Annotated in this window: 11 protein-coding genes; 5 read left to right on the forward strand and 6 right to left on the reverse strand. The window is 61.9% G+C overall.

The features are described 5' to 3' along the window. Nucleotides 1–180: 180 nt before the first annotated feature. The 4 genes from J3P77_RS20165 (at nucleotide 181) to J3P77_RS20180 (ending at nucleotide 5,541) form a co-directional block, all read left to right on the forward strand. The gene (locus J3P77_RS20165; protein WP_434678333.1) at nucleotides 181–1,716 is read left to right on the forward strand and encodes an HDOD domain-containing protein; all 1,536 of its coding nucleotides are present in this window, start codon (nucleotides 181–183) and stop codon (nucleotides 1,714–1,716) included. Nucleotides 1,717–1,761: 45 nt separating this feature from the next. Next, complete coding sequence (locus tag J3P77_RS20170) at nucleotides 1,762–2,577, forward strand: rhodanese-like domain-containing protein (protein WP_434678334.1); 816 nt, start codon at nucleotides 1,762–1,764, stop codon at nucleotides 2,575–2,577. Between the two features lie 56 nt (nucleotides 2,578–2,633). Continuing rightward, entirely contained in the window at nucleotides 2,634–3,536 is a 903-nt protein-coding gene (gene asd, locus J3P77_RS20175; protein WP_434682081.1) for an archaetidylserine decarboxylase, read from the forward strand. A 223-nt stretch (nucleotides 3,537–3,759) separates the two neighbouring features. Further along, nucleotides 3,760–5,541 carry a molecular chaperone gene (locus tag J3P77_RS20180; RefSeq protein WP_434678335.1) on the forward strand — a complete coding sequence of 594 codons (1,782 nt, stop codon included), beginning with the start codon at nucleotides 3,760–3,762 and terminating at the stop codon, nucleotides 5,539–5,541. Nucleotides 5,542–5,582: 41 nt separating this feature from the next. On the opposite strand, the gene serB is transcribed toward J3P77_RS20180, so the two are convergent. Further along, nucleotides 5,583–6,797 carry a phosphoserine phosphatase SerB gene (gene serB / locus J3P77_RS20185; RefSeq protein ID WP_434678336.1) on the reverse strand — a complete coding sequence of 405 codons (1,215 nt, stop codon included), beginning with the start codon at nucleotides 6,795–6,797 and terminating at the stop codon, nucleotides 5,583–5,585. Between the two features lie 130 nt (nucleotides 6,798–6,927). Here serB and J3P77_RS20190 point away from each other — a divergent pair, with 130 nt between their 5' ends. Continuing rightward, nucleotides 6,928–8,469 carry a histidine kinase gene (locus J3P77_RS20190; RefSeq protein ID WP_434678337.1) on the forward strand — a complete coding sequence of 514 codons (1,542 nt, stop codon included), beginning with the start codon at nucleotides 6,928–6,930 and terminating at the stop codon, nucleotides 8,467–8,469. 445 nt (nucleotides 8,470–8,914) lie between these two features. Here J3P77_RS20190 and J3P77_RS20195 read toward each other — a convergent pair whose 3' ends face one another. The 5 genes from J3P77_RS20195 to parE all read right to left on the reverse strand — a co-directional run bounded on the left by J3P77_RS20195 (nucleotide 8,915) and on the right by parE (nucleotide 15,450). Beyond that, nucleotides 8,915–9,607 carry a PqiC family protein gene (locus tag J3P77_RS20195; RefSeq protein ID WP_434678338.1) on the reverse strand — a complete coding sequence of 231 codons (693 nt, stop codon included), beginning with the start codon at nucleotides 9,605–9,607 and terminating at the stop codon, nucleotides 8,915–8,917. Between the two features lie 183 nt (nucleotides 9,608–9,790). Further along, complete coding sequence (gene parC / locus J3P77_RS20200; protein WP_434678339.1) at nucleotides 9,791–12,046, reverse strand: DNA topoisomerase IV subunit A; 2,256 nt, start codon at nucleotides 12,044–12,046, stop codon at nucleotides 9,791–9,793. 10 nt (nucleotides 12,047–12,056) lie between these two features. Beyond that, on the reverse strand, nucleotides 12,057–12,578 hold the full coding sequence (locus J3P77_RS20205; protein WP_434678340.1) for a retropepsin-like aspartic protease family protein: 522 nt from the start codon (nucleotides 12,576–12,578) through the stop codon (nucleotides 12,057–12,059). Further along, nucleotides 12,578–13,549, reverse strand: a complete 972-nt coding sequence (locus J3P77_RS20210; protein WP_434678341.1) for an esterase-like activity of phytase family protein — start codon at nucleotides 13,547–13,549, stop codon at nucleotides 12,578–12,580. The genes J3P77_RS20205 and J3P77_RS20210 overlap by 1 nt, the downstream gene beginning before the upstream one ends. Beyond that, nucleotides 13,546–15,450 carry a DNA topoisomerase IV subunit B gene (gene parE / locus J3P77_RS20215; RefSeq protein WP_434678342.1) on the reverse strand — a complete coding sequence of 635 codons (1,905 nt, stop codon included), beginning with the start codon at nucleotides 15,448–15,450 and terminating at the stop codon, nucleotides 13,546–13,548. Before parE ends, J3P77_RS20210 begins: the two co-directional genes overlap by 4 nt. Nucleotide 15,451: the final 1 nt, after the last annotated feature.

Consider the following 15,451-nt stretch of genomic DNA (forward strand, 5'->3'; position numbering starts at 1 on the left):
AGGGACATGTGCAGCAGTTCGTGAAACTCTTAGCCCCCTTATCGGCCCAATCGGGCGAGACTATAGTGAGTTCTTGCGAAAAACAGGATGAACCCTCAAACGAGGGGTTGGAAACGGACGGGCAGCCCCGGATACTCGCGGTCTCCGTTGCTCGAAAAAAACAAGCGTAAAGGCCCTCGAATGCCGACAGCACATTCCACGAATCACCCCGTTCCGACCACGCTAGACGCCTGGATCAGGCAGCTCGACGGCATTGCGTTGCCTGTGCCTGTCGTCAGCCACAACCGTGTCCGGTCGGCGCTGAACGACAGTCGTCGGTCGCTGCGTGAAATCGCTGACATGATGCATGACAGTCCTGCGCTGGTCCTGAGCGTGCTGCGCGAAGCCAACCATCATTCCCATGGCATCACCGAGCCGGCCGAGAGTCTGGAAATCGCCATCAACCGCCTGGGTCTGGCCCGTACCGAAGTGCTGCTTGGCCGATTGCCAGCCAAAGCGCCCGACGATATTCCGGCCCCCTTTCGCCAGTTGATCCTGATCAGCCATCACGCGACGCAACAGGCCAACGGCCTGTTCGCCAGCCGTCTGGCCCGGCTATGGCAGGACATTCATCTGGGCAGCCTGCTGTTTCTGTCGCCGTTATGGCCGATGGCGCTGGCGCACCCCAAACTGCTCGAAGAACTCGAACGGCGGGTGATCTACAAAGGCGAATCCAGCCTGCAGGTCGAGCGGGAGCTGTTCGGTGTCAACCTGCTGGAGCTGTGCCTGAAGCTGGCCGAGCACTGGCGCTTGCCGATCTGGGTAACGCGCGGCTACAAGCTGCTGCTGGACGAGCGTCGCGACCTGGTCAAGGTGTTGCGTATTTCTCGTGAGGATCATCGTCCGCTGCATCAGCAACAACTGATGGATGCCGACCCGCACCTGCGCCGCTGGCTGAACCAGCCCGCAAACACCGTATTGCTGGGCAACGGCCTGGCTCTGGCGGCGCAACAGGCGTGGAATAGTCCGCATTGTCTGCGCTGGGCGCGGCTGACCAGCCTTTATTTGCAGCTGCCTCTTGATGAAGTGCAGCAATACGTTCACCAGAACGCCGCGAGCAGCGCCCGCCTGCACGCCGAGAAGGACCTGTGGCACCCGGCCGAAGCCTTGTTGTGGCCGTGGAGCGAACGTCGTGTACGGCGCGACAACGAACCCGCACCGCCGCCGAGCGCCGACGACCTCGCGCTGTGGCGCAAGCGATGCGCCGAGCTGCTGAGCGAACCCTCCCCGTTTATCAACGCTATTCACCTGACGACTGCCGCCCGCGACGCGTTCACGGCGTGCGGCATGCAGCGGGTCATGCTGCTGATGGCGGACAAGACAGGTGCTGTCTTGCGTGTCCATCAGGCAGCAGGTCTGCCGGAAGAAGCCACCGCGCTGCAACTGTTCATCAAGGAGAGCACCGTGCTGCAGCGACTGCTCGCCCAGCCGACGCAGCTGCGCCTGACGCCGGCCAACCACGCGCAATTCTCGGCTCTGTTGCCGGCACCGGTGAAGACCCTATTCAGCGGTCAGCACACGTTGATCCGCTCGCTGAGCAGCAACGGCAAAGTTCTGATGCTGGCGATTGCCGACCAGGGCGGCGGTGCGTTGTCGGAAATTTCCGTTCAGGCTTTCGGAAAAACCGCGCAATGTATTGAGCGAGCATTGGGCATCTTTAGTCATCGCAAAGCCTGAGTCGTGGCGTACAATTCGCATCTTTGTCTGTAACGGAGGCTGCAAATGTCCGTTTTCAACGGCTTACCGCTGGTCATCGAACCCAGCGATCTGCTTGAGCGCCTTGACGCCCCGCAACTGATTCTCGTGGACCTGACCAGCAAGGCCCGTTACGAGGCCGGGCATATCCCCGGTGCTCGTTTCGTCGATCCTAAACGTACGCAACTGGGCCAGCCACCAGCTCCGGGCCTGCTGCCGACCCAGGCCAGCCTGGAGCAATTGTTCGGCGAGCTGGGCCACAATCCTGACGCGGTTTATGTCGTCTATGACGACGAAGGCGGCGGCTGGGCCGGTCGATTCATCTGGCTGCTGGATGTCATCGGTCACACGCGTTACCACTATCTGGACGGCGGCATGCTGGCGTGGGAAGGGCATTCGCTGCCGCTTTCCGCCGAGGTCCCGCCTGCCGCAACTGCCGCGGTGCCCCTGATCCTGCGCGATGAACCGACCGCCACCCGCGAATACGTGCAGAGCCGCCTTGGCGCCGCGGATCTTGCGATCTGGGACGCGCGCGGCCCGACGGAGTATTCCGGTGAAAAGGTGCTGGCGGCCAAGGCCGGCCATATTCCCGGCGCGATCAACTTCGAGTGGACCGCCGGCATGGACCCTGCCCATTACCTGCGCATCCGCCGCGACATACCGCAGATCCTCGAAGAGCTGGGCATTACGCCGGACAAGGAAATCATCACCCACTGCCAGACGCACCATCGCTCAGGCTTTACTTATCTGGTCGCCAAGGCGCTGGGCTACCCGCGGGTCAAAGCCTACGCCGGTTCATGGGGCGAATGGGGCAACCACCCGGATACGCCTGTTGAAAAATAAAGACTGCTCATGAGCATCGCCATGAACAGGGTCAGTACTCTTATTCAGTTTCGGGAATTTCAATGAAAGATCGTTTGTTCGTCCTCAGTCAGTATCTGTTGCCTCATCACCTCCTGTCGCGTCTGGCAGGCTGTGTAGCCGAGTGCCGGGTAACCTGGTTCAAGAATGCGTTCACTGCCTGGTTCGCGCGTCGTTATCAAGTGGACATGTCTCAGGCCCAGGTCGAGGACCTGACCGCCTACGAGCATTTCAATGCGTTCTTCACCCGTTCGCTCAAGCCTGACGCCCGCCCGCTGTCCACCGAGCCGGGCGCGATCCTGTCTCCCGCCGATGGCAAGATCAGCCAGTTGGGGACCATCGAGCACGGTCGTATCTTCCAGGCCAAAGGCCACAGTTTCAGCGTTCTGGAACTGCTTGGCGGCGATCCGAAACTGTCGGCGCCGTTCATGGGCGGCGAATTCGCGACTGTCTACCTGTCGCCTCAGGATTACCATCGCGTGCATATGCCGCTGAGCGGCACGCTGCGGGAAATGGTCTATGTGCCGGGCCGTATCTTCTCGGTAAACCATGTCACCACTGAAAACGTTCCCGAGCTGTTCGCCCGTAACGAACGCGTTGTCTGCCTGTTCGATACCGAGCGCGGCCCGATGGCGATGGTGCTGGTCGGTGCAATGATCGTGGCGTCGGTCGAAACGGTCTGGGCAGGCCTGGTGACTCCGCCGAAGCGTCAGCTGAAAACGTTCAGTTACGATGAAGCCGCGCGGGCCCCGATCCATCTTGAGAAGGGCGCGGAAATGGGCCGCTTCAAGCTGGGTTCCACCGTGGTTATGCTGTTCGGGCCCGATCAGGTCAAGTGGGTCGAATCGCTGAAAGCGCAGTCCAAGGTCATTATGGGTCAGTCCCTGGCAATGCCTGCGAAATCGGATGTTCCCCCGACAGCGGAAGTGATCAGCCTGTAATACAGCGCTCCGTCGGGTTTGCGTTTCTCGACAGACCACGCGGCAATGGCCGTAGGCCGCACCTGCTGCGTGGTCGCCTCAATGCTGCTAAAGTCCACCTTCGGCGCTGTAGAAAAGATCGCGCTTTATTGACGTACGCTCGGTCGCTTTGCTGAAAGGATGTTATTGATCCGCCTGTCGAAAGCTCTGGTCCGGGCTGCAAGTAGTGGAGTCTGCCTGTCACATGAGTAATTTGAGCCTCCCTCTGTTGTTGCGTGCTCCCACGCCAACGCAGTCGAGCCTGACGTTCTGTGAAGCCACGCCCCGCGACCTCAAGCGCTGGATATCGACGCTGCCCAAGGCAAACCTGGGCGAAATGGCGCGTCAGCTCTATCAAAGCCTGACCGAACTCAACCAGTTGATCACGCCCAGCGAAAACCGCCTGCAATTGCTGGAGCTGCTGCGACCGGAGGTGTACTTCGTCTGTCGCCATCTGGAACGCCACTTTCTCAATCAGGCTATCGTTCTCGACGAGCGTCCGCGCAAGGTCGCCAACCTCTGCCAGGCGCTGCAAAGCCACCTGGCGACCGGGTACAAACAGATTGTCCAAAGAGTCGCACCGCGTTACGTGAAAGAGCGCGGACCGCTGCTCGGCACCGCCATCCAGCGTGCGCTGCATGCGTTGAACGGCCCGCTGATTCGCGCCAATCAACTGTACTGCCCGGTTCAGGACGGCCTGTGGCTGGAACTTCACCAGCTCTATCAGATTGCCCGCCAGCACCAGCTGCACAACGTGGCGATCAATGAACCCCTGGCGCATCACGCGCGTACGCTGACGACCGAACAGACCTACACGATTGCGCTGTTGATGGGCTGTTCCCGCTGCAATCAGATGCGCCAGCTCAATATCGGCAAGCTGGCCGACGCACTGGAAGCCTGGAGCTCGCTGGTCAGCGTCCAGGCGCCTGCGCATAGCGACAGCCTGTTTGCCCTCGACCCGACGGCGGACAAGCCCGCCATGTACCGGACGCTGTTCGGTGATGAGCAACTGCCGCAGCTGCTGGGCATCGACCCTCGTCCGCTGGCCGACGCCATCACTCAGTATCTTGAGCTGCCGGCCGAGCAGCGGTCGCAATCGAAGCTGCAGGTACCGACCGGCGTCAACACTGACCTGTTGCAACATCTGGCGGCCGCGTGGGGCGATGTCTCCGAGCGCACGTTTCAGAGAACGGCCGGTCAAGGCACGCTGAAGTTGTGCATCGGCATGAGCTCGCTGCATTACCACGTCGCGGGGCAGAAATCGTTCAGCGAGCTGCTGCAACTGCCCGCCGTTGCCAGGGCTGCGGACTTCAGTCTGAAGATGGCCACCGATAACGCTGACGACCCGTGGGCCAGCGCCTTCGATACCCAGCGCGGCAGCACGTCGTCCGTGCTGCTGCCCTACGAAGAAATTCAGTACCAGACAGACGCAGACGGCGACTCGACGTTCAACGCCCAGCAGAGCTTTCCGACCTTCGAGCTGAACATTGTCAATCACAGCCCTGGCGGCTATTGCCTGGCGTGGCCGAAGGAAGTGCCTTCGCAGTTGCAGGCCGGCGAGCTGATCGGTATTCAGGACGATGCGGGACAGGGCTGGAGTATTGCGATTGTGCGCTGGGTGCGTCAGGTGCGCAGCGGCGGTACGCAGATGGGTGTCGAGCTGATCGCACCGTTTGCGCAACCATGCGGAATGCAGCTGATTCGCGATGAACAGAACAGCCAGTACTTGCGCACGCTGATGCTGCCGGAGGTGCGAGCGATGGACAAACCGCCGACCGTTCTGGCGCCGCGTTTGCCGTTTCAGGAAGGCAGCAAGGTGATGCTCAATGTCAGCGGCAAGGAACGCAAGGCCGCGCTGAGTAACCGGCGGACCAGCAGTTCCAGTTACAACCAGTTCGAGTACACACTGTTTGACGCGCCGACCACCAGCGAGGGCGAGGAACTCAAGCCGGGTCAGGAATTCGATTCGCTGTGGGGCTCGCTGTAGCCGCCGCACACCATCGGAGCGCGGCAGCCGCTTTGCTTGAATCAGCTTTTGCCTTCGCGATCCCGGAAGCCCAACAGATACAGCACACCGTCCAGGCCCAGCGTCGAAATCGCCTGCTTGGCCGATTGCTTGACCAACGGCTTGGCGCGAAACGCCACGCCCAGGCCTGCAATGGCGAGCATTGGCAGGTCGTTGGCGCCGTCACCTACGGCAATGGACTGTTCCAGACTCAAGCCTTCCTTGCGGGCCAACTCTTGCAGCAGATCAGCCTTGCGTTGCGCGTCGACGATAGGCTCGACCGCGACGCCGGTCACCTTGCCGTTCTCGACTTCAAGCTCGTTGGCAAAGACATAATCGATGCCCAGCCTGGCCTGTAGCTGTTTAGCGAAATAGGTGAAGCCGCCGGACAGGATTGCCGTCTTGTAGCCCAGTCGCTTCAGCTCGGCGAACAACGTTTCGGCGCCTTCGGTCAGGCGCAGCGACGCACCGATTTCATCCAGCACACTGACATCCAGACCTTTGAGCAACGCCAGTCGCTCTTTGAAGCTGGCGCGGAAATCCAGCTCGCCGCGCATGGCGCGCTCGGTGATTTCCGAGACCTGCTCGCCGACACCCGCCGCCTTGGCCAGCTCGTCGATCACCTCGGCTTCGATCAGTGTCGAGTCCATGTCGAACACGGCCAGCCGGCGGTTGCGGCGAAACAGCGAGTCCTGCTGAAACGCGATATCGACGTTCAGATCCTGAGCCACACTGAGGAACTCGGCACGCAGGGCCTTGAGATCAGCCGGCTCGCCGCGCACGGAAAATTCGATGCAGCCTTTGCCCTTGTCCGCGGGCGTGTCGAGTGGCATGCGACCGGAAAGACGGTCGATGCGATCAATGTTGAGGCCATAGCGCGCGGTGATCGAGCTGACACACTGCAACTGTTCGGCAGTGACCTTGCGGGTCAGCAGCGTCACGATGTGCCGCGCCTTGCCCTGCCCTTCGACCCAGTGCTGATAGTCCTGCTCGGAGACGGGCGTGAAGCGTACCTGCTGGTCCAGCTCATGGGCCTTGAACAGAATGTCCTTGAGCACCGACGAGCCCTGCGCGGCCGCTGGAATTTCAACCAGAATGCCGAACGACAAGGCGTCATGAATCACCGCCTGACCAATATCGAGAATGTTCACCCCACCCTGGGCGAGGACGCCGGTGATGGCCGCAGTGAGACCGGGACGGTCCGCACCGGTGATGTTAATCAGGACGATTTCGCGCAAGGCGCACCCCCGCAGTGGAAAAAAACCGCATTCTAACCACATTCAATGACCGTCGGGCACAGGCAGCGCTTTGCCGCTACAGGGTCGGTCGTTATACTGCGCGGCAACTTCACCGAAAGAGCCGTGCTCTGTGAACCGGCCCACGCCCGTTAAAACCGATAATTTCTTCCTGCTCATCTTTCGTGCACTGCGTCATCGCCGTGTACCGATTGCGTTGCGCATCGCCAGCCATAACCTGATTCTGGTCGCGCTGGCGCTGGTGATCTACGCCGGCGTCATGGGTCTGCAGTTCAAGCAGGCCATGCACGAACAGGCCGATGCGCTGGGGCAGGCACTGACTACCCAGACCGCGACTTCAGCCACCGAACTGCTGGTGTCCAACGACATCCTCAGCCTCAACGTGCTGCTGGGCAATCTGGTCAAGAACCCGCTGGTGGCGCACGCCGCTATCTACAGCGTGGACAACCGCATCCTTGCGGAAGCCGGGCAGCGGCCGAAAAACAGTCTGCTGGGTGAAGCCCAGGGCCTGTATGAGATCAAGATTACCTTTCAGGACGTGATGGCGGGCCACCTGCGCATCAGTCTGGACATGTCGCAGTTCCAGCAGCCGATGACCATCAGCCTGCAAAGCATGGGCATTCTGGCCGGTATTCTGCTGGCGTTGGCGTTGGCTCTGAGCCTGCGACTGGGCCGACATATTTCCACGCCGTTACTGCAGCTGCGCATCTGGCTGCGCGACATCGATCCCTACACCCCCGCGACCGATCGCCAGGACGAGATCGGTGATCTGGCGCGCCAGCTGCGCACCTCTTTCGCGCCGCCGATGCCGGAACCCGAGCCGGAGCCGGAGCCCGAATACGTCGACGAAGATGACGCTTATCTGGAGCCGGAAGGCAAACCTGCGCCGGTAGTCGCGACGCGTGACAGCGTTGCTACGCAGCCCCAGAAGCCTCGTCTGGCCGCACCTCCGGTACAGCGCCGGCTGGTTGCCGAAGAAGATGAAGATGACGAGGACGACCCGTTTGCCGATCTGCGCGACAGCACCTCCGATACGCCTGTAGTGCGGCCGGCAGCGGAGCCCGCCGTATCGGGCGAGCCGCAGCCAAGCGCGGTCCTGGCGGTTCAGCTGGGTGCGCAGGATCAGTTGCGACGCCTGCCGAAAGCGCGCCTCACCGAGTTGCTGCAACGCTATCGCGACTGCCTCGATCAAGCCGCGTCCCTGTACGACAGCGAACTGCACACGCTCAATGACGGCAGCACGCTGATGCTGTTTCACAAGCAGGAAAGCGGCGACGATTACCTGACCAATGCGATCTGCTGCGGCGAGCTGCTGCGTGCCCTGAGTCATGCCCTGCAGATCGAGGTTGCCGACAGCGGCATTACCTTGCAACTGCAACTGGGCCTGACGCTGGGCGAGGGCTTGTCCGGCCTCAGCCAGATCGATCTGCTGCTGACCGAAACCGCACAGGACGCACTGGCGCTGTCACAGCACAGCCGCAATCTGCTGCTGGTGGAGCGCAAGATCAATGACGACGCCCTGATCCGCCAGCGCGCCCGCATCCGCCCGATCGCCAGCCCTGAGGGCGCCTGCTGCGTGGAGCGCCTGATGGAGCCCTACCCGTCCATGCTCGAACGCCAGCTGGCGCGGATGCACGAGGCTCACAAGGCTTAAGCATCGTAGCCTCAAACTGGCTTGTAGGAGCGCGCTTGCCCGCGACACGTACGACGCGCTGTGTCAGACAAACCGAGTAAGGCTGTTCGCGGGCAAGCGCGCTCCTACAGCTGTCGTCGAACCTGTGGGAGCGAGCTTGCTCGCGAAGACGTAGTGTCAGGCGCTGCATCTGCCGGGGACTCACCAGCCCTTTCGCGGACGAGTCCGCTCCTACAGCTGTCATCGAACCGGTAGGAGCGAGCTTGCTCGCGAAGACGTAGTGTCAGGCGCTGCATCTGCCGGGGAATCACCAGCCCTTTCGCGGACGAGTCCGCTCCTACAGCCGTCATCGAACCTGTGGGAGCGAGCCTGCTCGCGAAGACGTAATGTCAGGCGCTGTATATCCCGAAGAAGTACGCTCACAAAAAAGCCCGCATCACTGCGGGCTTTTTTGTATCTGCACGGTCTAGAAGCGGAACACTTCCAGATCCGTGCGGATCGGAGAGGCCATGGGGATCCTTGGCTTCTCGGGTTCCTTGGCGCGCACTGGCGCTTTTTTCGGCTCTTCCACCGGCTGCCAGGAAATCGGCTTGACCGCCGCGCTGACCTGCTCGGCCAGACGCTGCAGCAGCATGCCTTGCGCCTTGACCTGATCAGCAGAACTACCGGCATGAACCTGTTCAAGATGGACAAGGCGGCTGTCCCGAACATGGCCCTTGCGGTCCAGCAGACGCCACTGGGCATCGAGCACGGCAGGCTGCTTGGCGCCCGAATCCAGTCGGGTGATCGACAACACGATCTGGACGTCCGGCGTGAAATTGGCAACAGCTGGCGCCAGTACGACACGCTGGCTGTCCAGCTTCCAGGCCAGTTGACGCAGCAGCAGCTGGTCAATGTCCGAAGACAGATTGCCCGCCCAGCGTCCATCGGTTGAAGCCGTCAGCGACCCATCCGGCTGACGTTGCAAAAGAGTTTCGCGTTGCAGGTAGTCGGCTACCGAAACCGGACCCAGCAACACTGCCAGGCCATTGCTCTGCTTCGGTTGACCCGGCTCACCGCTATCGAGCTGATACAGCGCCATCGGCTGGTGCACGGCGCACCCGGCCAGCCCCAGAACGCCAGTCATCAACAAGACAAGGGGAAGGCGTAGAAAATTCATCGTCCCATCCAGGTAGCCGCTCCGAAAGAAGCCACAGTGTAGATACTTACCAGGCTCATGCAGGCACTGCGCCACGCTTGCACCCCAAGACCTCATATCATCCGTGAATATTCGCCATGACTCCAGCGATTATGCGCGGGAGCTCATGGCAAAATGAAGTCCACGGATTTTATAGGGTTAATTTCAGCTATTTTCAACCAGCAGCGCATCTACCCTCTGGAAACCGCGCGGAAGCTTGTTGCCTCGGCGGCCTCGCTCGCCCTTGTAGTGCTCAAGGTCTTCAGCCTTGAGCGACAGCGTGCGCTTGCCCGCTTGCAGAACCAGCGTCGCGCCTTGGGCAACAACCGCGAGATCAGTCACATACTCTTCGCGGCTGGCGACCCGCTCACCCGGAATCCCAATGATCTTGTTGCCTTTGCCTTTGCCCAGCTGCGGCAGATCACTGATCTTGAACACCAGCAGGCGTCCCTCAGTGGTAACCGCCGCCAGCCAGTTCTGCTCACGGTCGGCGACCGGACGCGGCTGCATCACCTTGGCACCGGCGGGCAGACTCAGCAGCGCCTTGCCGGCCTTGTTCTTGGCTTGCAGGTCTTCACCCTTGACCACGAAACCGTACCCGGCGTCCGAGGCAATGACATACAGCGCGTCATCGTCCGGCAGCAGCACGCATTCGAAGGTCGCACCCGGCGGCGGCTGCAATTTGCCCGTCAACGGCTCACCCTGGCCACGCGCCGACGGCAGGGTATGCGCCGCTACCGAATAGCTGCGGCCGGTAGAATCGATGAACACCGCGAACTGGTTGGAACGGCCCATGGCCGAGGTCTTGAACCCGTCTCCTGCCTTGTAGGACAAACCGGTCGCATCGATGTCGTGACCCTTGGCGCAACGGACCCAGCCTTTTTCCGACATCACGACGGTGACCGGCTCGGTCGGCATCAGTTCGTTTTCCGACAAGGCCTTGGCTTCCGCGCGGGCCACGATTGGCGAGCGACGGTCATCGCCGTAAGTTTCGGCGTCGGCGATCAGTTCGGCACGGACCAGCTTGCGCAGCTTGTTCTCGCTGCCCAGCAGAGCGAGCAGCTTGGCCTGTTCCTTGAGCAAGGCTTCCTGCTCGCTGCGCAACTTCATCTCTTCCAGACGCGCCAACTGACGCAAGCGGGTATCGAGGATGTAGTCGGCCTGGATTTCCGAAAGGCCGAAGCGTGCAATCAGCTCGGCCTTGGGGTGTTCGGCGGTGCGGATGATGTGGATGACTTCGTCCAGGTTCAGGTACGCAGTCAGCAAGCCTTCCAACAGGTGCAGGCGATGCTCGACCTTGTCGAGACGGAACTGCAGACGACGGCGGACGGTGCCGATGCGGAACACCAGCCACTCGCTGAGCAGCGCCTTCAGGTTCTTCAGCTGCGGTTTGCCGTCCAGGCCGATGATGTTGATGTTCACCCGGTAGCTGGATTCCAGCTCGGTGGTGGCGAACAGGTGCTGCATCAGCTCGTCGAGGTCAATACGGTTGGAGCGCGGAATGATGACGATGCGGCACGGGTTCTCGTGGTCCGATTCATCGCGCAGGTCAGCCACCATGGGCAGTTTCTTGGCCTGCATCTGAGCAGCGATCTGCTCAAGCACCTTGGCGCCCGAGACCTGATGCGGCAACGCGGTAACAACGATGTCGCCGTCTTCGATGCGATAGACCGCACGCATGCGCACCGAGCCGCGCCCGGTTTCGTAGATTTTCTGCAGGTCGGCACGCGGCGTGATGATCTCCGCTTCAGTCGGATAATCCGGGCCTTTGACGTGCTCGCACAATTGTTCGATGGTTGCCTTCGGCTCGTCGAGCAGATGCACGCAGGCGCTGGCGACTTCGCGCAGGTTGTGCGGCGGCACGTCGGTCGCCATGCCAACCGCGATACCGGTAGTGCCGTTGAGCAGGATGTTCGGCAAGCGCGCCGGCAGTACAGCGGGCTCGTCCAGCGTCCCGTCGAAGTTCGGAACCCAGTCTGCCGTGCCCTGACCCAGTTCGCTGAGCAGCACTTCCGAATAACGCGACAGGCGTGCTTCGGTGTAGCGCATGGCCGCGAACGACTTGGGATCGTCCGGCGCACCCCAGTTCCCCTGCCCGTCCACCAGCGTGTAGCGATAGCTGAAGGGCTGGGCCATCAACACCATGGCTTCGTAACAGGCCGAGTCGCCGTGGGGGTGAAACTTGCCGAGCACGTCGCCGACGGTACGCGCCGACTTCTTGTGCTTGGCGTCAGCGCCCAGGCCCAGTTCGCTCATGGCGTAGACGATGCGGCGCTGGACCGGCTTCAAGCCGTCGCCGATATGCGGCAGCGCACGGTCCATGATCACGTACATGGAGTAGTTGAGGTAGGCCTGTTCGGTGAAGTCAGCCAGTGAACGGCGTTCTACGCCATCCAGGCTGAGGTCAAGGGAGTCGCTCATGCGGGCCTCATCATTTCGTTGACTGGCGCAGCAGCAAGGTGCCGCCACGCTGTGTGAATTCAAGTTGTTTCATTGCGCTCATGCCCAGCAGCACCTGCTCGCCATCCAGCCCGGGCGCGATCAGCGCGCGGACGTCGTGCAGGACGATGTCGCCCAGCTGCAGACGCTCCAGCGTGGTCCGGAAGCCCTGGCTCATGCCGTTGGCAGTACCGACCATAGCCGGCAGCCCGCGACGCAGCCCCAGGCTTTGAGCCAGCTCGCCGGGTACCACCACGTCCGTCGCGCCGGTATCGATCAAAAACTGCACAGCCCGGCCATTGATCTGCCCGGAACTGACGAAGTGTCCCTGGCGGTTGCTTGCCAGTTGCACTTCGATGAAGCCGTCGCGGTGTTGCGAGGCCACCACGGTATTCGGGTTCTGCTGCTTGTCTTCCCAATCACCGAAAAACCGCGTAGCCAGGAACAGCCCCGCTGCCCAGGCCAGAAGCATCAGCACTTTGCCTGCGCGCTTGCCGGCAACAGGCTCAGCCATTACGGCGCACTCCAGCCAGCCTTGGGCGCGGCGAAACGCCATACAACCGGCCGCTTCTCACCGTCCGCGCGGGCGCCAAAATTATTGTCGGTGCCGATCCATGCGCCGGTTTCGTCCACAACCAGCGCCTCGGTCAGCCCATAACGCTGCTCGTAGCGGCGCGACGGCTTCCTCGCCTCATCGGCGAATGACCAGCAGCGCTCAAGCCGCCCGGTTTCCAGTGCGCGACGGCACACGCGATACACCGACCGCTCCAGCGTGAACAGTTTGCCGTTATACAGCGACACATCGGCGTAATCCCGATTGACCGGCTTGCCGCTTTGAGGCGGCGGCGCGTCCTGTTCGGGCTCGGCGAGCAACACGCAGCTCGGCCCGCAGCGCCACTGCTCACCTTCTCGGCGAACTACCAGCAGCCCGCGTTGTTCCCGCTCCGCCGCCAGCCATATTCGATCACCCGCAGGGTTGACCGCGAGGCCTTCGAAAATCGCATTGAAGTGCCGCAGCATCCCGTTGGCCCGCGCCTGGGCGGTCATCTCGTCGGGCAAGGCCAGCCAGCTCGCCGCACCGTCGGCGGGCACCTTGAGCACCGTGCCATAGGCTTCACTGACCAGATAGCGGTTACCCGCGGCATCACAGCTGATGCCTTCGAAATCCAGGCTGCCGCCGCGCACCACCGCCGACATGTTGGCCAACGACCGCAGGTTCAGCGGCAACATGCTTTGCGGCTCCGGCGCATCGAAGCTGTGCGGTTCGGCGACCCACACGGTCTGCGCAGTGTCGAGGCGATAGAGCACGTTGTCGTCGCGGTCGGAAACCGTCCACAAACGACCGTTGCACACCGCCAGTCCCGACAGGTTGCCGCCGACCATGCCGTCCACCGGATGCTCGGAAACCAGCTTCAGTGCCTCGGAAGGTGCGCCAAACGCGGGCGCGGCCAGCAGCAACAAGGCGGCCAGCCAGCTTCGCGTCAAACCAGAACCTCGGCGAGGTTGCCTTTGGACTCCAGCCAGCTCTTGCGATCGCCTGCGCGCTTCTTGGCCAGCAGCATGTCCATGATCTCGGAGGTTGCGGCGTAGTCGTCCAGGGTCAACTGCACCAGTCGTCGCGTGTTCGGGTCCATGGTGGTTTCGCGCAGCTGCGGCGGGTTCATTTCACCCAGGCCCTTGAATCGCGTGACCTGCGGTTTGCCGCGCTTCTTCTCCGCGACGAGGCGGTCAAGGATGCCATCGCGCTCGCTTTCATCGAGCGCGTAGTAGATTTCCTTGCCCAGATCGATGCGATAGAGCGGCGGCATGGCGACATACACGTGGCCGGCATCCACCAGCGGGCGGAAGTGCTGGACGAACAGCGCGCACAGCAGCGTCGCGATGTGCAGACCGTCCGAGTCGGCGTCGGCAAGAATGCAGATCTTGCCGTAACGCAGCTGGCTCATGTCCGCGGCACCCGGATCGACACCGATGGCGACAGCGATGTTGTGCACTTCCTGGCTGGCGAGCACTTCGCTGCCGTCGACTTCCCAGGTGTTCAGGATCTTGCCACGCAGCGGCAGGATCGCCTGGAATTCCTTGTCCCGCGCCTGCTTGGCGGAGCCGCCTGCGGAGTCACCCTCGACCAGGAACAGCTCGGAACGCGCCGGGTCCTGCCCCGCGCAGTCGGCCAGTTTGCCCGGCAGTGCAGGCCCCTGGGTGACGCGCTTGCGCTCGACCTTCTTGCTGGCCTTCAGACGTCGACCGGCGTTATTGATCGCCAGCTCGGCCAGTTGCAGGCCCAGGTCGGAGTGAGTGTTGAGCCACAGGCTGAAGGCATCCTTGACCACGCCGGAGACGAACGCCGCCGACTCGCGAGACGACAGCCGCTCTTTGGTCTGACCGGAGAACTGCGGGTCCTGCATTTTGGTCGACAACACGAACGCAATGCGCTCCCAGACGTCTTCGGGCGCCAGCTTCATCCCACGCGGCAGCAGATTGCGGAATTCGCAGAACTCGCGCATGGCGTCCAGCAACCCCTGGCGCAAACCGTTGACGTGCGTGCCGCCCTGGGCGGTCGGGATCAGGTTGACGTAGCTTTCCTGAACGCTGTCGCCACCTTCGGGCAACCACAGCAAGGCCCAGTCCACTGCTTCCTTGTTGCCGGCGAAACTGCCGCAGAACGGCTCGTCCGGCAGGCGCAGGTACTCGGTTACGGAATCCTGAAGGTAAGAGCGCAGGCCATCTTCGTAATGCCACTCGACTTTTTCGCCGGTGGATTTGTCTTCGAAGCTGACCGACAGCCCCGGACACAACACGGCTTTGGCCTTGAGCACGTGCTTGAGGCGACTGACGGAAAACTTGGGGCTGTCGAAGTATTTGGGGTCCGGTGCGAAATACACACTGGTGCCGGTGTTGCGCTTGCCGACCGTGCCGATCACCGACAATTCCGAAGCCTTGTAACCGTCGGCGAAGGTCATTTCATATTCATTGCCGTCGCGCTTGACCCGCACCCGAACCTGGGTCGAGAGCGCGTTGACTACCGAAATACCCACACCGTGCAGGCCGCCGGAAAACTGGTAGTTCTTGTTGGAGAACTTGCCGCCCGCATGAAGCTTGGTCAGGATCAGCTCGACACCGGACACGCCTTCTTCGGGGTGAATGTCGACCGGCATGCCGCGCCCGTCGTCCGCCACTTCCAGCGAGTTGTCGGCGTGCAGAATGACCTGGACCGAACGGGCATGACCGGCCAAGGCTTCGTCGACGCTGTTGTCGATGACTTCCTGAGCCAGGTGGTTGGGCCGCGCGGTGTCGGTGTACATACCCGGGCGTTTGCGAACCGGATCGAGGCCCGAGAGGACTTCGATGGCGTCTGCGTTATAAGAGCTAGCGCTGGGATTGGCCATG

The sequence above is a fragment of the Pseudomonas sp. R1-18 genome, from assembly GCF_051132095.1.
Taxonomy (GTDB): Bacteria; Pseudomonadota; Gammaproteobacteria; order Pseudomonadales; family Pseudomonadaceae; genus Aquipseudomonas.

Coding starts and splice junctions, on each gene's coding strand:
- parE (WP_434678342.1), bottom strand. CDS start 15,450: ATGGCCAATCCCAGCGCTAGCTCTTATAACGCAGACGCCATCGAAGTC.
- J3P77_RS20205 (WP_434678340.1), bottom strand. CDS start 12,578: ATGGCTGAGCCTGTTGCCGGCAAGCGCGCAGGCAAAGTGCTGATGCTT.
- J3P77_RS20170 (WP_434678334.1), top strand. CDS start 1,762: ATGTCCGTTTTCAACGGCTTACCGCTGGTCATCGAACCCAGCGATCTG.
- parC (WP_434678339.1), bottom strand. CDS start 12,046: ATGAGCGACTCCCTTGACCTCAGCCTGGATGGCGTAGAACGCCGTTCA.
- J3P77_RS20180 (WP_434678335.1), top strand. CDS start 3,760: ATGAGTAATTTGAGCCTCCCTCTGTTGTTGCGTGCTCCCACGCCAACG.
- J3P77_RS20195 (WP_434678338.1), bottom strand. CDS start 9,607: ATGAATTTTCTACGCCTTCCCCTTGTCTTGTTGATGACTGGCGTTCTG.
- J3P77_RS20165 (WP_434678333.1), top strand. CDS start 181: ATGCCGACAGCACATTCCACGAATCACCCCGTTCCGACCACGCTAGAC.